Source organism: Virgibacillus tibetensis, assembly GCF_036026595.1.
GTDB lineage: Bacteria > Bacillota > Bacilli > Bacillales > Amphibacillaceae > Virgibacillus_P > Virgibacillus_P tibetensis.
On sequence record NZ_JARZFX010000002.1, the window covers coordinates 264,756 to 284,339 of the forward strand.

General features: G+C 39.7%; 15 protein-coding genes and 1 riboswitch. Of the genes, 1 reads left to right on the forward strand and 14 read right to left on the reverse strand.

Features of this window, described 5'->3' with window-relative positions; genetic code table 11:
• Window positions 1-30: 30 nt before the first annotated feature.
• Window positions 31-2,082: a BglG family transcription antiterminator gene (locus tag QGM71_RS06115; RefSeq protein ID WP_327606643.1), complete on the reverse strand. Its 2,052-nt coding sequence runs from the start codon at window positions 2,080-2,082 to the stop codon at window positions 31-33.
• 243 nt (window positions 2,083-2,325) lie between these two features.
• On the opposite strand from QGM71_RS06115, the gene QGM71_RS06120 reads away from it, so the two are divergent.
• Complete coding sequence (locus tag QGM71_RS06120) at window positions 2,326-3,192, forward strand: YitT family protein (protein ID WP_327606644.1); 867 nt, start codon at window positions 2,326-2,328, stop codon at window positions 3,190-3,192.
• Between the two features lie 86 nt (window positions 3,193-3,278).
• Here the strand turns inward: QGM71_RS06120 and QGM71_RS06125 are convergent, their stop codons facing one another.
• The 13 genes from QGM71_RS06125 to ilvB form a co-directional block, all read right to left on the reverse strand.
• A complete protein-coding gene (locus QGM71_RS06125) occupies window positions 3,279-3,962 on the reverse strand; it encodes an ECF transporter S component (protein ID WP_327606645.1) in 684 nt (227 codons plus the stop codon).
• Entirely contained in the window at window positions 3,938-5,590 is a 1,653-nt protein-coding gene (locus QGM71_RS06130; RefSeq protein WP_327606646.1) for an ABC transporter ATP-binding protein, read from the reverse strand. Before QGM71_RS06130 ends, QGM71_RS06125 begins: the two co-directional genes overlap by 25 nt.
• A complete protein-coding gene (locus QGM71_RS06135) occupies window positions 5,563-6,447 on the reverse strand; it encodes an energy-coupling factor transporter transmembrane component T (RefSeq protein ID WP_327606647.1) in 885 nt (294 codons plus the stop codon). The genes QGM71_RS06130 and QGM71_RS06135 overlap by 28 nt, the downstream gene beginning before the upstream one ends.
• A 2-nt stretch (window positions 6,448-6,449) precedes the next feature.
• Complete coding sequence (locus tag QGM71_RS06140) at window positions 6,450-7,319, reverse strand: DUF4430 domain-containing protein (protein WP_327606648.1); 870 nt, start codon at window positions 7,317-7,319, stop codon at window positions 6,450-6,452.
• Window positions 7,320-7,372: 53 nt separating this feature from the next.
• Entirely contained in the window at window positions 7,373-9,400 is a 2,028-nt protein-coding gene (locus QGM71_RS06145; protein ID WP_327606649.1) for a DUF4430 domain-containing protein, read from the reverse strand.
• A 142-nt stretch (window positions 9,401-9,542) separates the two neighbouring features.
• Window positions 9,543-9,734: riboswitch (cobalamin riboswitch) on the reverse strand.
• Between the two features lie 95 nt (window positions 9,735-9,829).
• A complete protein-coding gene (gene ilvA, locus QGM71_RS06150) occupies window positions 9,830-10,777 on the reverse strand; it encodes a threonine ammonia-lyase (protein WP_327606650.1) in 948 nt (315 codons plus the stop codon).
• A 102-nt stretch (window positions 10,778-10,879) separates the two neighbouring features.
• Window positions 10,880-11,461: a 3-isopropylmalate dehydratase small subunit gene (gene leuD / locus QGM71_RS06155; RefSeq protein WP_327606651.1), complete on the reverse strand. Its 582-nt coding sequence runs from the start codon at window positions 11,459-11,461 to the stop codon at window positions 10,880-10,882.
• Window positions 11,462-11,473: 12 nt separating this feature from the next.
• A complete protein-coding gene (gene leuC / locus QGM71_RS06160; RefSeq protein ID WP_327606652.1) occupies window positions 11,474-12,880 on the reverse strand; it encodes a 3-isopropylmalate dehydratase large subunit in 1,407 nt (468 codons plus the stop codon).
• A gap of 19 nt (window positions 12,881-12,899) precedes the next feature.
• Window positions 12,900-14,006 carry a 3-isopropylmalate dehydrogenase gene (gene leuB, locus QGM71_RS06165; RefSeq protein WP_327606653.1) on the reverse strand — a complete coding sequence of 369 codons (1,107 nt, stop codon included), beginning with the start codon at window positions 14,004-14,006 and terminating at the stop codon, window positions 12,900-12,902.
• 29 nt (window positions 14,007-14,035) lie between these two features.
• The gene (locus QGM71_RS06170; protein WP_327606654.1) at window positions 14,036-15,580 is read right to left on the reverse strand and encodes a 2-isopropylmalate synthase; all 1,545 of its coding nucleotides are present in this window, start codon (window positions 15,578-15,580) and stop codon (window positions 14,036-14,038) included.
• On the reverse strand, window positions 15,567-16,610 hold the full coding sequence (ilvC, locus tag QGM71_RS06175; protein WP_327606655.1) for a ketol-acid reductoisomerase: 1,044 nt from the start codon (window positions 16,608-16,610) through the stop codon (window positions 15,567-15,569). Before ilvC ends, QGM71_RS06170 begins: the two co-directional genes overlap by 14 nt.
• A gap of 22 nt (window positions 16,611-16,632) precedes the next feature.
• Entirely contained in the window at window positions 16,633-17,151 is a 519-nt protein-coding gene (gene ilvN / locus QGM71_RS06180; protein ID WP_327606656.1) for an acetolactate synthase small subunit, read from the reverse strand.
• A complete protein-coding gene (gene ilvB, locus QGM71_RS06185) occupies window positions 17,148-18,869 on the reverse strand; it encodes an acetolactate synthase large subunit (RefSeq protein ID WP_327606657.1) in 1,722 nt (573 codons plus the stop codon). Before ilvB ends, ilvN begins: the two co-directional genes overlap by 4 nt.
• Between the last annotated feature and the right edge of the window lie 715 nt (window positions 18,870-19,584).

Sequence of the window (19,584 nt, forward strand, 5' to 3'; positions counted from 1 at the left end):
CCTACACCTCATAATCTTAGTTGTATTTATTCATTCATTTGAATACTTTTTAATAATGGTATAAGCTTCCTCAACTGTAGAAGCGTTTGTTAAAGCAGTTCTGTCCTCTTCTGAACCAGCTAGTTTCATCAGTTGCATTAACGCTTTCAAATGTTTCTGCTTATCCACTGCAGCGATAACAATCACTAAATTTATCGTATAATCTTCAGTGAAATTTACTCCCTCTTCCAATATGAGAAGACTCATAGATACATCGTTTACACCTTCATCTGGCGCCGCATGCGGTATCGCTATATTCGGACCAATAACAATATAAGGGTCCTTTTCGCAATGCATAATCATTGCTTCCACATAATCGGGTTCAATATGTCCACTTTCAACTAACGGCTTTGCACTTGTCCGAATAGCCTCTTCCCAGGAGTCAACAGACTTTTTAAGTGTGACTTTATTCGGAGTGATCAACTCGCTTAAACTAGCGGTTGGGCGATCCAGTTGCTGATCTCTTACAGATGTACCCGTATCCGGATTGATATAGCCGAATAATTCCTTTGAAAGCTTCTGTTCGTCCTCAATCACAGCATGTTTCTTAACGATCTCTATTAAATCCTCCACATTTATATCAAATGGAATATACCCATGAAGTTCCATCATTACTTGTTTTCTCAACCGGTACTTTTCCTCTCGCTCAAGAAACGAGTTCGCAATAAATAACTTCTTTTCTGTCTCTAAGAAAATTGGTGAGAAGACGATTTCATAGTCAAGGGAATATGTTTGGAATTCTCTAACTGATAATGAATCCAAAAATACGAATTCGGGAAACAAATCACGTAATTCACTAAGCATTAGTCTAGAAACGGAAACACCCTTTGGACAAACTACAATCGCTTTGACTTTTTCCTGAATACTGTCTCCCTGCCTAGTCAGCCACCCACCGATCAACATCGTAAGGTACGTTGTTTCACTCTCAGGTATTCTTGTTCCAATTAAATCCGAAAGTGGCGTAGTCGATTGTTTTACTAAGTGGTGCAACTCCTTAAATTCTTTACTTACCATATCTTCATTATCATTTACTTCTGTAAGCTGATATTTAATTCGATAGTAGGCTGGTTTAACATGCAATAATAATTTATTTAGCAACTGCTCTTTATCTTGTAATAAGATACACGCTCTCTTCTCAAATAGTCGTAACATGTCATCAAGAGCTTGCAGCAAATTTGGGATTGTTTCTTCAGTCAAAAATTCTGACCAATACACGTTTATTGTTAGAAGATGCAGTGTTATAAACATCCGCTCTTCCACTGGAATATCTTCAATGTCATATAAGATTTCCTCTGTTGCTAGATATTCCTTTGTATCCGATAATTCTTCATACTTAATATAAAAAGAACTAATTTTTTTCCCTTGTTTAATTCTTCGTAATACGAGACTTAACGTATAAGGCATTGATGTAATCTTCTCATCCGTAAATTTTAAATTTAACTTGTTCTCTACTTTATCGATTCGATTACTCAATTCACTAATCTCAGCTTCTTCAATATCAGCTAACCTGCGTATCCAGCTTTCACCGTTATTCATATCCAGGATTTTAGAGGTTACTTGGGTCAGCAATTTCCGAATATGAAATTCCTTTCCTTCTAGTAGATACCCAAACCGCCTGGAATACCGAATTGCTATTTCATAATCTGACACATAATCCTGGGCACGTTTCATATCACTAAGAATGGTATTTTTACTTACTTCCAGTTCACTTGTAAAATGAATCAGCGACAGTTCTTCATTACTTAATAGCATCATCACAATCATGTACACTCTTTGTTTTTCAGAAAGAATATTCATGTCAACCGGTGAAACATCCTGTTCAGTAAGCTTGGAAAAAATCTTGGGATCGATAATAAAATGTCCTTGTTTGGTTCTCTCAATTTCAGGAAGGTTCTTGTCTGTTAGCCAGTCGTTAATCTTATTAAAACTGTAACCAAGCTGTCTCCGTGTGATGTTGTATTTCTTTTCAACATCTTTACTGTTGATACTTGGATTATTGATTAACTCTTCTAGGATATTATTGCTTCGACCATCAAGCTGCATCATAACCCTCCTTCGATATCTATTGTATCATCGTAATATATCTAATTGAATACGTTTCCATCGCAATTTGTTGGTAATAGTTTGTACATCATTGTGATTTACATTCATAAATACATTCAGATTGACCTACCAGATATTTTATAACAGTAGCCAGCTATTAATCCCACAATCTATTTACTACCCTCATACCAGATGATAGAATAGATCAGTCAACAACATTTATCTGGAGAGGAATGAGCACCTATGATTAAGAACAAATTTAATAAAGTGACAATGGAATACTTTCAAATTATCATCGGGGCTACATTAGTCGGCCTTTCCTATAATATATTTTTACTGCCATCCAAGCTTGCAGCAGGTGGGATTTCCGGAATTAGTACGATTCTATTTGAAGTCTATGCGGTAAGCCCTGCCTATACACAGTTTCTTATTAACATTCCGATCTTCATTCTTGGCTGGATTGCCATGGGAAAAGAATTTAGTTGGAAAACATTACTTGGTACGTTCTGGGTACCATTTATAATTTTTCTAAGTGCAAATATACCGTATACTGTTACCAATCCATTACTAGGCGCAATCTATGGTGGTATCATTCTCGGAACAGGTCTTGGAATTGTTTATAAAGGAAGCGGATCTACTGGAGGAACAGCTGCGATTGCCCAGATAGTGAAGAAATTCACGGGTCTGTCAAGTGGCTATTCGCAGTTAATTGTAGACGGTTTTGTTGTCGTTTCTTCTATTGTTGTGTTCAACCTGGAGCTAACCCTGTTTGCTTTAATGTGTATATATATTACTAGTAAAACAATAGATATTGTCCAGTTACGCACATCAGCTTCTAAGCTGATCCTAATCATTACCGAGGAAGAAGATAAAATCCAAGAACTTATACGTGGTGGGATTGACCGGGGTTTAACTAAAGTACGTTCCGTCGGAGGCTATTCAAATACAGATAAAACGATGATTTTATGCGTTACCGAGCAGCAGGAAGCAGTTCAATTAAAACGAATTCTTCAAAAAGAAGTACCAACTACATTTGTTATATTTATAAACGCATCGGAGATACTTGGACGAGGGTTTTCGTTGGAAAAATATTATGGACAGAAATTATAATATGTATAATAGTAGAAAAATCCTGCAGTGAGTACATCAGCTGCAGGATTTTTGTTTATTTATTTTTGAATTTATACATTTGTCTGTTACTTAAACAACCCATATTTTCTCTTAAACCGCTCCAATATCTTTATCCATGAAGCGCTGAATAGCAGCAGGAAAAATACGTTTGATAGTGCGTGGGCCAAATCAAACCCAAAGCTTGCACTGTAATAAAGTAGTATAGCTATCCAATTAACTTCTTGTATAACACCAAGGATAAACCATAAATTCATGACCCAGCCAAACAGGAACCCAACAATCAAACCATACATACATCTGCCAATCATATTGGTCATAACCCAGCGTTTTTGCAGTAAACCAGCAATTAATCCAATCATTCCCCAGGAGTACATCTGCCATGGCGTCCACGGTCCTTGTCCTAGAAATAAATTTGATACAATCGCTGCTAAAACACCAATTACGAAACCACTTTGTGGCCCCAGGGCGATGGCAGCGACAATAATGACAAATGTTGTTGGCTGAATGCTAGGCAACGAAGCAAACGGAACACGGCTAACTGCTGCAATAGCACCTAATACAGCCAGCATTACCAACTCTCTGCTCGTTAATTTTTGATGAGTGAACCGGATCATAAACGGCATAAAGGAAGCGCTCATAATAAGTAGGCTTAACAGAATATAATGCTGTGTATTGAACAAGGTAAATCCGACGAGGACAACGAATAAAATGATGCTCAGAACTATTAGGAGTCCTTTTGTATTCTCCATCTTTGCCGTGCCTCCTCTAACGTCACAACAGAAGGAGCATTACCTTGACGAGTTATCCGGTTCATAACTGTTGTGTAATAAGTATTCTCATGAAAAAAGGCCCTTGTATTCTCTGTTATTGTTATTTCCCCCTGAAATATCATGCTGCACCTTGTTGCATAACTGGCAGCGAACTCCACATCATGGGTCACCATAATAATTGTCAAACCTTCTTTGGTCAGTTCTGATACTAATTTTCCAAAGTTAATTTTGAATGCAGGATCCATCCCTTTTGTCGGTTCATCCAAGAGCAAGATCGTCGGTTTTATTAATAAAGCTCCAATTAACGCTGCTTTTTGTAATTCTCCACCACTTAAATCATGGGGGTGACGATCTTTTAAATGTGTTAGCTGAAATTTTTTTAAGAGATGCTTGATAGATGCCTCTCCATTTTGCAGTCTATGCAACTTCACAAGATATCTGTATTCTTCCAGTATGGTATCTTGTAAGAAAAATAAAATAGGGTTTTGCGGGAGATAGCTGATAAAAGTGGAATTGATTTTTTTCATTTTCTTTCCTTTATACATTATGGATCCATGCTGAGACTTTAAAATACCACTGATTATTTTTAACAGTGTTGATTTTCCGGTACCATTGGCTCCTAAAACTGCCAGCCACTCACCTTGTAAAACCGAAAGAGATAAGTTATTTAAAACGGGAGTCGTATGTTTAGCATACTGAAAATCTATTTCTTTTACCTCAAGTATTGACTCAGCAGTCGTAGGGTTTTCATTTTCAACATTATCATTTGCTGTAACTACTTGTTCTTCCAGCCACTGCTTCGCTTCTTTTACCGTAAGAGGAATGTTTTCAGGTAGGTAGTCTTGGTCATGATCTAAATACACCCGTGAAGCACTTGGTAAAAAGCTGGACATTGTTTGGTGATTTGCAAGTTTACCAACAACATTTCTTGGTTGATCAAAGGTTGCAATCTTACCATTTTCCAGCAGGATTACCCGATCAGCAATAGCGAATAACTCCTCCAGGCGATGTTCCACAATGACAATTGTTATTCCAAACTCATCATTCAACCGTTCTAGCGTATGAATAAATTCCTTTGCAGCTATTGGGTCGAGCTGGGCTGTAGGTTCATCCAGCAGAAGAATCGTCGGATCCAATAGAAGAATAGAAGCTAAATTTACCAACTGTTTTTCCCCACCAGACAGTTCACTCGTCTTCTTGACCAGCAAATGATTCAACCCGAAATAGTGAACCATTTCAGCAATTTTCTTCCGCATTTCTGCAGTGGAATACCCCATATTTTCAAGTCCGAATAACAGCTCTTCCATTACAGTGTCCATAACAATTTGGTTTTCCGGATCCTGAAACACCATCCCAATTTCCTTTGCCCTGACAAACGGACTATATACTTCCATTGCGTCACCCTTAAAAAAGAAGCGACCCTGCTTATTACCGTGGGGAGCTATATCCTGTTTTATTAGTCGCAATAAGGTGGATTTACCACTACCCGATGCACCGCAAAGTACGATAAACTCACCTTTTTCAATGGAAAAATGAACATCATCGATTACGTTTACCTCCGATTCTGGAAAGGTAAAACTCACATTTTCCGCTGATAATATTTCCATTTGACTACCTCCTTACCTTCAGCCCATACCGGAAAACCAATGAGCATTATCCAAATAATGAAATAAAACCATTCCCTCTCAATCAGGCCCATTGACTCCAGAACAGGTAACAGCATCAACACACCGTCACCAAGCCACCAGCCATAAATGACCAAGGAAGCAATGCTAACCAAACAGCAGCCAGCGATCCAGTCCTGTCGTTTCATATAGAATGCTTGATAATTACTTCTTCGCCGCAGACCATAACCCCTTGCAGTCATGGAATCAGCTGCTTGAATGGAATTTTCAAGCGCTCCGGTCAAAATCATCTGCAGGAGTAACATGCCATTTTTAACCCGATTCCGAATAGATCCTTTTCGTACAGATAAGCCCTTAACTTCCTGTATATTCTCCATATCTGTAAGTTTCCTGCGCAAAAGAGGGACAAATCGCATTGAAAGCATCGTTAAAAGTGCCCATTGCTTAGATACGCTTGAAAATAAATACAGAAATTTATCGGCTGTCATTACGATGTTAAATGTGATGAACATTGTTAAAATACCAGCCAGGGTTAATGCGATCATTACACCTTGGATGAGCGCCTCCAGCATAACCTGGTTATTAAAAAGATAGAATAAAATATGATTTCCTCTTCGATTAAACAGGGGAGTCAGTACTAGGATGAAAATGCTCATTACCGTGATCATCCAAGCCCATTTTTTTAATTGAGTACCTCTATCAAGCAAAAAATTATAAACGATAATCAGGGAAACACCGGTCGCTAAAAACAGGGGGTGCTGATATAACATAAAGCCTGCAATAGCAAGAATATAATAGAGTAATACTATAAAAGGATGGAAAGATCGAATACCTCTCATCTCTAGTTACCTTCATTTGTCTCTTCCAAATAATTGACCGTATAATTCCAGTTTACCGTATGCCCTTCTTCTACTGGATAAGCTCCTGCACTTCTGTCAATTAGTCCCCCGTTGACTCGAACATGCCATCCACTATAAAATCCCTCGTCAAATTCATATAAATTGTCAATCCCTTCTACATAGGCAGTAGAGTTCGCCCCTCTAACGCTGTATTGAATCCCTTTTTCCTTCAAAATTCGAATTGTTACATCAAGTGCCGTATCCCCATCTTCAACAGAAACTTTGGTTGCAGGTAATATTACTCCTTTTACATCCCCGGTTGTAATGGAAACAGTCACTGTTTTCTTCGGTTGTTTTGGCTCCTCCTTCTGCTTTTCTTCCGTTTCCTCTTTCGGTTTTTCCTTTGGCGTTTCCTTCGCAGTATCAGCTTGTTTTTTTGTTTGTTTTGATTGCTCTGTTTGTTTTTCATTTTTTGTTGTCGTATTCTTTTCTTTATTTACTGAAGAACCTTCAGTTGTACCTGCGCCACTTTTACTGAAGTTATTACCCGCTGTCTGTTCTTTTTGATTTGATGGTTTCTTTTCGTTATCTTTACCAGACGAATCCTCTATCTCATTTACGCCTGAATCCTTTGATTCTTTCGTACCATCTGACTGATTCAATTCTTGCTCCTGCTTTTCATCGATGCCATTTCCATCATCTTCACTTTCAGGCGTAAGCTCTGGATGTTCCTCTGATGTTACATCAGTTTCTGAAGTAGCTGCTCTTTCCTCAATTGGCTTAACCTCATCCTTTATACAACCTATGGTTAATAAAAGGAATAATAGGATAAGCATAAAACGTAGAATGCGGTTCATAGTAGCAGATTTCACTCTCCTTTTTAAAATGGATAAGGGGTAATCTATCGCTAGACTACCCATGCTATCTATCCGTTTATTATTTTCCTGCGTTTAATGAAAAGCAATAAGGCTCCACTGATGATCAGTACTGCTCCAATAGCCAGCAGATTGTACATCGTAGTTGCAGTATCGGGTAACTTTTCACCAGTCTTATCGCTATTATTTTTGTTAACTATGTTCTCATTTGTTTCATCTGTTTCACTTTTATTCTTTTCTTCTTCTTTACCTGTAACATCTTTATCTGATCCTTCATCTTCTTTATCCTCATTTTTGAGTTCACCAGCATTAACAGCGTTTTCCGGAACATCTGTTTCCGGGTTTTCTGGTTTAGTTCCTTCTTCCTCTTCTTCCTTTACAGGTAATGGAAATTGATACACCAAGCCACTCTGATTAACATATTTCTTATAGGCAACCAGGGCTAATAATGCTTGTTGAGTTGACATTGAATACGATTGAGAATCATCCAAGAGATGCATAAATCCACCGTCATCGTGCTTGAATTTCACTAAATGCTGCAGTAAGTTTCCACCTTCTTTTGTAAATGCTGCACTGGTTGGATCGATACCTACAGATACAAGACCAACGATAACCTGTGATACGGATTCACTTGAATCGCCACCATTCCATTGATCGGTATAGCCACTTGTGTCATCTTGTCCCTCTGATAAATAAGCAACTGCCTCATCGATAGCGGTTTTCACTCTTCCATCATCCTGGTATGGTGCTAAAGCTGCTAACGCCATCCCAGTAATATCTGGACTTGGAGTACTTCCAAAAAATGACCAACCTCCACCTTCTACCTTATCTCCATTAGCTAGAATAGTCTCAACCAGGCGTTTTCTAACTTCTGTCGGGGCCTCATAGTTTCCACTGTCTAACGCCAATAAGCCATAAATTGCTGCATTGATTGCCGGGGTTTCCAGATGTGCATGGTGGATGAGTTTATCCACTAAATCGTAACCTGCAATAGAGGTAGGGTCAGCACCTGCAGCTGAAAGCCCAATAATTACTTTTTCTAAATCAAATATGTTACGGAACTCTCCATCGAGTTCTATTACTTTTTCTTCCACACTCGTAATATAGGAAGCTGGAATAGCCTGATCTGTATGTGCTACCCCCCATATCCACCATTCACTTCCATAAATTAAATCAATGTTATTGGTAGTAAAATAGTTCATAACCTCATCTATGTTAGTTTGAATGAATGCTTCGGTTACGAGAGGGTATGTGGATTCAACTGACTTTTCGGTATAGCTTGCTTCCTCGTCTTCTACCTTCTCCTCTTGTTCTTCCTTAGGCGTGTCTTTTTCTACCTTGTCCTCTTCAAACGTTTGAACCGTCAGTCGGACATGGTCCCCCTCTTTCAGTGGATGGGCTACGATACTTGTTCCTATCGATTGATCATTTATAGCGATATTCCAATAATCATTCGCTCCTAGCTCTGTCTCCCCAACGTTATTAATAAAAGTAAAATAAGTGTCATTAATTGATGCATCAAGTATTACATTACTTTCCTTGGCAGCCTGGTACAAGCCATCATACGCGCTTGCTCCATCAACTACGTTAACTTTCATTTCCGGTATGACAGCGGTACCATTTATATCAACCACTGTAACAGTGCTGGTGATCTCCGGGAAAAAATTATCCTTATCACTTAATGCAAAAACGATATGTTCCCCTTCAGTTACCTTGTAGGAGGATGCGCCTACTTCAGTAGCTTTCCCCATGACAATCATTGACCAAAAAAGCGGGTCTGCTTGTTGAACCTCCCCAATAGCCGTTACCACATTTCCAAAATCATATTCATCATATTCGATCTCCATACCATGTGCTGTGACTGCTGATTGCAGGACATCGAATGCCGTTTCATCCTGCTTGAAGCCAATTGCTGTTAAGGGAAGCACATTGTCCCCATTTTCGTCAATTGCCATAATAGTAACTGCATTTTCAAGCGTTTGTGCATGACCGACTTCTGGCTGCAATAACATCAGATTTCCTAAAAATAGTAGTACTGAAAAAAGAATTGCTAAAGGCCGTAACATAGTTCTTTTCATACGTAATTCCCCCATTTTCATGTTTTTCCCATTAAAAAATACATCCCTTAACGAAGAGATGTATAGTGAATGCACTACGCGAATTATTATTATGTATCATAAATTAAACATGCGCTGGCACACCTCCCTATCCGCGTAGGTTGAATGGCGTAAAAAACAGGCAGGTCTCCTGGCTCATGTTCATCATTTTCTATTCCCTTCCCATCTTATGACAGTGGTATATTAATAGAAAACTCGCATTTACAGTGGCGGGACCGCGCCGGAATTAAACCGGCTTCCCTTTTAATGGTTTACAGTAGTATGCTATAAACCAACCTATTTTTTCCTATTCAATTAAGTTAATCATAATCAACATCTTCTTTTTAGTCAATCTAGCATTCTATTTCACGAAAAAATTTTTCAGAAGAACAAAAAGAAAACACCACCCAGCTATGCTGGATGGTGCAGTCTTTCTGCAAGCCTTTGAATTTTTTGCATTGTGCCTATATCCATATTACCACCACTTACTATTATTCCACAGTGGCGTGATTTAATCTTACTATTATGGGCAAATAAAGCTGCAAGTGCTGCAGCACCTGCACCTTCGACCAATGTTTTATTACGTTCAAGCATGTAAACAATGGCTGCAGCAATTTCTTCATCTGTTACTGTTATAATATCATCTACATATTCCTGCACAAGGGGGAAAGTACGCTTCCCTGGTTGCTTAACAGCGATACCTTCTGCAATGGTAGATACTGATTGGAGACTCTTTACACTGTTCTTATGATAACTTTCATACATAGAGGACGCTCCATCCGCCTGTACACCAATAATTTTTATATTACGATTTACATATTTAGCAGCAACCGCTACCCCACTGATAAGACCTCCACCACCAATTGGTACAATAATGGTATCCATTCGGTCTTCCTGCCGCAGCATTTCCATTGCAATTGTTCCCTGCCCTGCCATCACATCATAATCATCGAATGGATGGATATAAACAGCCCCGCTTTGCATCTGTCGTTTTAAAGAGGCTTCATATGCTTCTTGGAAGGTTTCACCAGTCAGCACTACTTCAGCCCCGTAGTTACGCGTTGCATTTACTTTGGCAAGTGGAGTTCTTTCAGCCATGAATATCGTAGCTTTTGCACCCAGCTTAGCTGCGGCATAGGCCACGCCTTGGGCATGATTTCCTGCTGATGCTGTGATAACTCCCTTTTCTAATTGTTCTGCTGATAATTGCATCAGTTTATAACTCGCACCCCTGAATTTGAATGCACCTGTTTTCTGTTGATTTTCCATTTTAAAATAAACTTTTTTGTCAACTAACTTGTTAGTAGTTGCTGAAGTAATTAATGGTGTACGGTGAACGATCGGAGCTAAACGCTCCATCGCAGTATGAACTTTTTCACCTGTTAAGCAATCCCCAAGACCTTCACTCTCCTTAATTATATATTAATACTATTCGACAAAAACCGGGAAGTGACAGGCACTCTATACGGCACCTTCATACGCGTCGATTTTGTCTTGATGTTGTAATGTTAGTGCGATTTCGTCCCAGCCGTTTAGTAGTTTTTCTTTGTGGTATGCTGGGATGTCGAAATGCACTTCATTCTTATTTGCATCGATTATACATTGTTTTTCTAAGTCCACCTGTAATACGTATGATGAGTTTTCAGCTTGCTCTATCCACTGATTGACCTGTTCATGGTCCATTACCACAGGTATAATTCCATTTGTTAACGCATTATTATAAAAGATATCCGCAAAGCTCGGCGCGATGATTACTTTGAAACCATAATCCAGTAACGCCCAGGGAGCGTGTTCCCTGGAAGAACCGCAACCAAAGTTTTCACCCGCTAATAAGATTGAGGCATCCTGATATTCAGCTTTATTTAATCCAAACTCCGGTCGTTTATTGCCTTCATCATCAATTCGCCAATGATAAAATAGAAATTGACCGAATCCTGTCCGTTCAACTCGTTTTAAAAATTGCTTTGGTATTATTTGATCGGTATCAATATTTGTTCGATTTAATGGATAAACCAGACCTTTATGTTCCCGTATTGCTTCCATCATCAGCGCCTCCTAATTCAGTACTCCTGCAAATTTACGTACATCTACAAAGTGACCCTCGATCGCCGCAGCAGCCGCCATTTCCGGACTCACCAAATGTGTTCGGGATCCATTCCCTTGTCTTCCTTCAAAATTCCGGTTGGAAGTTGAAGCACATCTGCCGCCAGGGGGAACAATATCATCATTCATTGCCAGGCACATACTGCATCCAGCTTCACGCCACTCAAAACCAGCCTCTTTGAAGATAGTGTCCAAGCCCTCTTTTTCTGCCTGTAATTTTATACTGAAGGAACCTGGGACAACAATTGCCCTCACCTTTTCATTCACCTTTTTACCTGCAACGATTGCAGCAGCATTTTGTAAATCGCTGAGCCGTGAGTTCGTACAGGAACCGATAAATACATGGTCAATTTCGATGGAAGTAATCGGCTGATTTTCTTTTAGCCCCATATATTCCAATGCCCGTTCCACATCTTCTCTGTATTCTACTTCATTTAAATCTGGCGTAGTTCCATTTACCGGCACACACATACCTGGATTGGTTCCCCATGACACCTGTGGCTCTATTTCTTCTGCAAGAATCGTGACAGATTTATCATACACAGCACCTTCATCTGTCGCTAACTCAAGCCATCCGGCAGCTGCTTCTGCAAATGCCTCTCCCTTTGGTACATGAACCCTTCCTTCAAGAAAGTCAATTGTTTTTTGATCAGGACTGATCAATCCAGCTCTTGCACCTGCTTCAATTGACATATTGCATACTGTCATACGTTCTTCCATTGATAAATTTCGAATCGCCTTACCCGTATACTCAATCACATAACCTGTGCCAAAGCGGATTCCGAACTTAGCAATAATAGCAAGAATCAAATCCTTTGCTGTTACTCCTGGACCAAGATCGCCTTCTACATGTACATTTAATGTCTTCGGCCGCTCCTGCCATATAGTTTGTGTAGCTAAGACATGCTCTACTTCACTTGTTCCAATTCCAAAGGCAAGTGACCCAAATGCGCCATGTGTGGAAGTATGACTATCCCCACATACAATTGTTTTGCCAGGCTGGGTTAATCCAAGTTCCGGGCCAATTACGTGAACAATCCCCTGGTCAGGATGGTACATGTCTGCCAGTACAATCCCGTTGTCCTCACAATTCTTTCTTAATGTTTCCATTTGCTTCTTGGCAACTTCGTCCTTTATAACATCACGGTTTTTGGTAGGGACATTGTGATCCATTGTCGCGTAAGTTAAGTCAGGTCTGCGAACCTTTCGATTGCTTAATCGTAATCCCTCAAAAGCCTGAGGCGATGTTACCTCATGGATCAAGTGTAAATCGATATATAGTAAATCAGGCTTTCCTGCTTCTTTATGAACAACATGTTTCTTCCAAATCTTATTTACGATTGTTTCCGGATTCCCCATTTCACCACACCTCCATTAATTACGCATATGAACTGCAAATGCTGTCAGAAACACTTTTTGTTGTTAAGTTTTCCAATACCATTTCAGTCATTTCTTTTGTACCAATCTGTTTGCCGCCTTTTATATGCAAATCAGCTGTATAATACCCCTGTTCAAGCGTTTCATTTACAGCCTCTTCAATTTCAGCTGCTTCCTCTTCCATTTGAAAAGAGTGCCTTAACATTAGCGCTGCAGATAGGATCATACCCAGTGGATTGGCAATTCCTTTTCCAGCTATGTCCGGTGCCGATCCGTGAACTGGTTCATATAATCCAACTCCATCTGATCGGATACTCGCAGATGGCAGCATTCCTAATGAACCTGTTAACACGGATGCTTCATCACTTAAAATATCACCAAATAAATTTTCAGTTACAATGACATCAAAGTGATTTGGTTGTGTAATCAGTTTCATTGCAGCTGCATCTACAAGCAAATGTTCAACGGCCACATCTGGATAGTCTTTGCTTTTTTCTTCCACGATTTCCCGCCACATCCGGCTTGATTCCAACACATTCGCTTTATCAACTGAGGTCAATCGTTTATTTCTCAGTCTGGCACTTTGAAAAGCTTTATCAATAATACGCTCCATTTCACTACGGTGGTAATAAAGTGTGTCTACCACTGCGTTGCCATTTTCACGTCTTTCACTTGGCTGCCCAAAGTAGAGACCTCCAGTTAGTTCCCGAATGATTAGGATGTCACTGCCTTTAATCACATCTTCTTTTAATGGAGAAGCATGTAACAAGGAACTAAATCCCTTAACAGGTCTCAAATTAGCAAATAAGCCTAATGTCTTGCGTATTCCCAACAATCCTTTTTCCGGTCGCATATACCCTGGAAGGGAGTCCCATTTTTTCCCACCAACAGCGCCCAATAAAATGGCATCTGCATTCTGACATGCTTTAATGGTATCTTCCGGTAAAGGTGTACCATATTGATCAATTGCATCACCACCAATTGCATGCTGATGAAATGTAAATCGATGGCCATATTCACTTGCAACTGAATTTAATACAAGCTTTGCAGATTCTATAATCTCTTTTCCAATCCCATCACCTGGAAGTAGAATAATTTGCTTATTCATAATAATCTCCCCTCCCTATCAGTCTTGTGTTATTTTACTACTGCCTTATTCACCGAAGTCCTTTGTTGAACAATATATCGATTTGCTGCATTTATAAATGCGTTAGCTGATGCTTCAATTACATCCTGAGCAGTGCCTCTGCCATTGACTGTTTCCCCATTAACTATCAGCTGCACATGTGATTCTGCAAGTGCGTCTTTTCCTCCACCTACTGAATTAATTTGGTAATCAACGAGCTTTAAATCTTCTTCAATTAATGCGTCTAATGTTTTGTACAGTGCTTCCACGCTTCCTTTACCTGTACACGCTGTTTCCACTGTTTCACCTACTGGCGTTTTCAGACGTACAGTGGCAGTTGGGATATTTGCCGTACCATATTGCACTTGAAACATTTCCAACTGGTACTTACTTACAGCCGAGTAATCTGTCTGAACTTCCATCAATATAGTGAATAAATCTTCATCGGTTACTTCTTTTTTATGATCAGTTAATTGTTTAAATGACTGAAAAGCTTCTTTAAGCTTCTCATCCGTAAGATCAATGCCGAGTTCTTTCACTTTGTCCTTAAATGCATGACGTCCTGAATGTTTCCCAAGGAATAATGTATTTGATTTCACCCCAACCATTTCTGGTGTAATAATTTCATAGGTGGAAGCATGTTTTAATACGCCATCCTGGTGGATACCTGATTCATGTGCAAAGGCATTTTTACCGATTACTGCTTTATTTGCCTGAACGTACATTCCAGTCAGTTTTGCAACAAGGTCACTCGTTCGTTTTATTTCATCCAATTTAAGATTTGTAGTAAATGGATAAAAATCTGACCTTACTTTTAATGCAACAGCGATTTCTTCCAAGGAAGCATTCCCAGCTCGTTCACCTATTCCATTAATCGTACCTTCTACCTGGGTCGCGCCATTTTCTACAGCGGCAATGGAGTTGGCTACAGCCATACCTAAGTCATTGTGACAATGACAGGAAAGGCTGACCCGATCAATGTTTGGTACAGTTTCCTTAATAAATTTAAACATATTTCCGTACTCGAGTGGCGTTGTATAGCCAACTGTATCCGGTAAATTAATTACCGTGGCTCCGGCATCGATAACCCGCTCAATAATTTGAGCTAAGAAATCCCAGTCCGATCGGGAAGCATCTTCTGCAGACCATTCAATTTCAGCAAACTTCTGTTTCGCATAAGAAACCATTTCAACTGCGGTGTTAATTACTTGTTCAGGTGTTTGCTTCAGCTTATAGGTCATATGAATAGGTGATGTTGCAAGAAACAGGTGCAAGCATGGTTTATCAGCACCTTTTAATGCCTCCCAAGCAGTGTCCACGTCCGACTTCACTGTTCTCGCTAACGCAGTAACTGACGTACCCTTTATTGTGTCAGCTATTGCTTTTACTGCATTAAAATCTCCTTTGGAGGAAGCTGGGAATCCAGCTTCCATCCGATCTACTCCGAAACGTTCCAGTTGCTTGGCGATTTCAAGTTTCTCCAGTTGGTTCAGATTTACTCCTGGTGACTGTTCGCCATCTCTTAAAGTAGTATCAAAAATTTTAATTCGTGACATGCTCTTTCACATCCTTTTGTTTGATTTGTTTGTTTTGCAATGGTTGCTTAACAAAAGGCATTAACTCACGTAACTCCCTTCCTACTTTTTCAATTGGATGACTGTTTTCCTTCGCATTGATCGCATTAAATTGCGGTCGGTTTGCTTGATTTTCAAGGATCCATCCTTTAGCAAATTTCCCTGTTTGAACATCTGTAAGAATTTCTTTCATGCGGGCTTTTGTACCCTCATCAATAACTTTAGGTCCTGATACGAAATCTCCCCATTGAGCTGTATCTGAAATGGAATAACGCATATTCTCCAATCCACCTTCATACAACAGGTCAACAATTAATTTCATTTCATGTAAACACTCAAAGTAAGCAACTTCCGGTTGATAGCCTGCTTCTGTTAATGTTTCAAATCCTGCTTTAATTAAGCTTGTTACACCACCACATAATACAGCTTGCTCGCCGAATAGATCTGTTTCCGTCTCTTCCTGGAAGCTCGTTTCCAGTACTCCCGCTCTTGCTGCGCCGATACCTTGTGCATATGCAAGCGCAAGCTCTTTCGCATTTCCAGATACATCCTGGTAAATACCATATAATGCTGGAACACCTGCTCCTTCTTGATATGTTCTGCGTACTAAATGACCAGGTCCTTTAGGTGCAACAAGAAATACATCTACATCTTCCGGTGGTACAATCTGGCTGAAATGAATATTGAATCCGTGTGCGAATGCGATCGCATTACCTGCTTTTAAATTGTCCTTAATGCTTTCGTTATAAACTTGTGTTTGCTGTTCATCCGGTAATAGTACCATTACCACATCTGCCTCGTTTACTGCATCTGCAACTGACTTAACAGTAAATCCATCCTCTTCAGCCTTTTTCTGAGACTTACCAGCTCTAAGACCAACTACAACATCATAACCACTCTCATGAAGATTCAATGCATGCGCGTGCCCCTGTGAGCCATAACCAACTACTGCGATTTTCTTGTTTTTTAATACCTCTTGTTGAATGTCTTTTTCATAAAGTACCTTTGCCATAATAAATTCCTCCTAGTGTTTGTTAGATTGAAAATGAATTAATCTCGGTAACATGCTGCGGCTGCTGTCCTCTTAGAAAAGCGGTGACACCTGTTTTAGTTAATTCCTTGATTCCATAAGGTCTCAGCAGTGAAATCAAAGCCTCTATCTTATCTGGCTTACCAGTTACCTGTATTGTTAAGCTATCTTTACTGACATCGATGACAGTTGCGCGGAATGGTGCAATTATTCCTTGTATTTCTGCACGTGTTTGACCATTTCCAACAACTTTAATCAGGGCTAACTCTCTTGCAACAATTGCTTTATCTGTAATGTCGGATACTTTTAACACATCGATTTGTTTATTTAATTGCTTTGTCAGCTGCTCTAATTTCTGATGGTCACTAACTTCAACAACGAGTGTCATCTTGGAAATACCCTCTGTTTCTGAGCTACCTACGGAAATGCTCGCTATATTGAATTGCCGTTTTTGAAGCATTCCTGTGATCCGGTTTAGGACACCACTATGATCCTGAACGGTAGCCGTTATAATGCGTTTCATTTTGTCACCCCTATCATTTCCTGTATCCCTTTACCAGGTGCAATCATCGGGTAAACACATGTGTCTCTGTCAACCCTGCAATCTACAACTACAGGTCCGTCATATGCGAATATTTCCTCAAGCATAGACACTGCATCATCTTCCTGGTCAACTCTTAATCCGCGGATACCATAGCTTTCAGCCAGTTTTACAAAGTCGGGATTGGAAGAAAATAATGATTCTGAATATCTTTCGTTATAGAAACTTTCCTGCCATTGCCTCACCATCCCTAAAGCTTCGTTGTTAACAATAATAATCTTGACTGGAAGGTTCCTTTCCTGAATTACAGACAACTCTTGAAAAGTCATTTGAAATCCTCCATCACCAACTACTGCAACAACGAGATCATCTGGAGCTCCGAGTTGAGCACCGATTGCTGCAGGAAAACCAAATCCCATAGTTCCCAAGCCCCCCGATGTAACCCAACGGTTTGGTTTATCAAAAGTATAGTACTGCGCTGCCCACATTTGATGCTGCCCAACGTCTGTTGTTACAATCGCTTCTCCTTTTGAGACTCGGTACACTTGTTCTAATAACCATTGGGGTGACAATAGCTTATCTGGTTTCTCATACCACAACGGGTAATCTGTTTTATTATTCTGTAATTTCTGTTTCCACAATTGGTGATCCGGCTGGTCAGGTGTGCTTTTCAATAAGGCTTGTAACGCCTCCTTAGCATCTGCCACGACAGGAATTTCGGTTGGTATATTTTTACCTATTTCTGCTGGATCAATATCGATATGTGCAACCTTTGCTTGTGGTGCAAAGTGTTGCAGGTTCCCAGTGAGTCGGTCATCAAATCTGGCTCCGATATTTATCAATAAATCACATTCGTAGATCGCCATGTTTGCTGCGTATGTTCCATGCATCCCAGCCATCCCAAGTGACAGTGAGTTGGTACCAGGGAAGCTGCCTAATCCAAGTAGTGTATTGGTTACAGGAAGTTGGTACTTCTCAGCGAACTCCCTCAGTTCCTCGGAAGCCTTTGCGAATACAACTCCTGCCCCCGCCAGGATAACTGGTTTCTTCGAACGACTTAATGCATCAGCAAGTTTAACAATTTGCAATGGATTTGGTTTTTTATTTGGTTGGTATCCAGGCAAATAGAAGTCATTAGCAAAACTTTCTGATAGAAGTCCTGCAGAGATATTTTTCGGAATATCAACAACCACTGGACCTGGTCTTCCCGTAGTAGCTATATGAAAAGCCTCTTTTACAATCCGTGGTAAATCCGATATATTCTTTACCTGATAATTGTATTTCGTTATTGGCGTTGTAATCCCCATAACATCGGATTCCTGAAAAGCATCTGTGCCAATCACATTGCTTGCTACTTGCCCAGTAAATACAACTAATGGCAATGAATCCATCATTGCATCGGTAATCCCAGTAATTAGATTCGTTGCACCAGGTCCCGAGGTTGCTAATACTACACCAGCTTTACCTGTAACGCGTGCATATCCTTCTGCTGCATGGATTGATCCTTGTTCATGGCGGGAAAGTATATGTTTAAATGGCGCATTGCTGCGGTAGATCGCGTCATAGATCGGTAACACGGCGCCACCTGGATAACCAAATAATGTGTCAACTTCCGCGTCAACCAATGTTTCAATGAGTAAATCAGCACCCGTTATCATTTCTTTCGTACTTTCTACTTCATGCTTCGCCTCAACCTTCACTACTACTTACCTCCTTTGATTAAAATTGAATATTAAAAAAAGACCCTTCAATCCCCTAATATCTGCATAGATTCAGAATTATTGGGGAGAAATGGATCTTAATTTCTCGGTACCACCCAGGTTTATAGCATTCTCGCGAATACTACCTTATGAGGCTGAAATTCAGCCGCATTGATAACAGGTACATGTGAGTGCACCTGGCTAAGACTAGTAGGATAAATCCGTTCAACTTAGCACTCAGAGAAGATGTCGGAACAATATGTACTTCTGGGCTTCCAGCAACCCCAGATCTCTGTGAATACACGTAAAATGTTCCTTTATTCCCGTCATCGAGTTAATGATATTATTTTGATAAAATTAACGTTGCTTAATGTGCTTTGAAAATCTGCAGTGGTTAATAATTGAATTTTTTAATATTGCCGACAATCATATAACGTTTTTGGCAAACAGTCAACCACTTTTAAAAAGTTTTTTGATACTTTGGATTAATCAATTAAATTGAATGCGCTTACATCATGTTCGGCTTCACGTTCTCCCAAAATGTTACACTTTGGTTACATTATTTTTTGACAGATGAAATAAGAGAATTCCTTGTTATACTGGGAATTTATGGCTTCTGTATCACACTACTTGTTTTCGTGATTATCCTGATTTTTACCTGCTTCAAATACCTAAAAAAATGAAAAGGACTCCAGTTAAATTGGAGTCCTTTGCT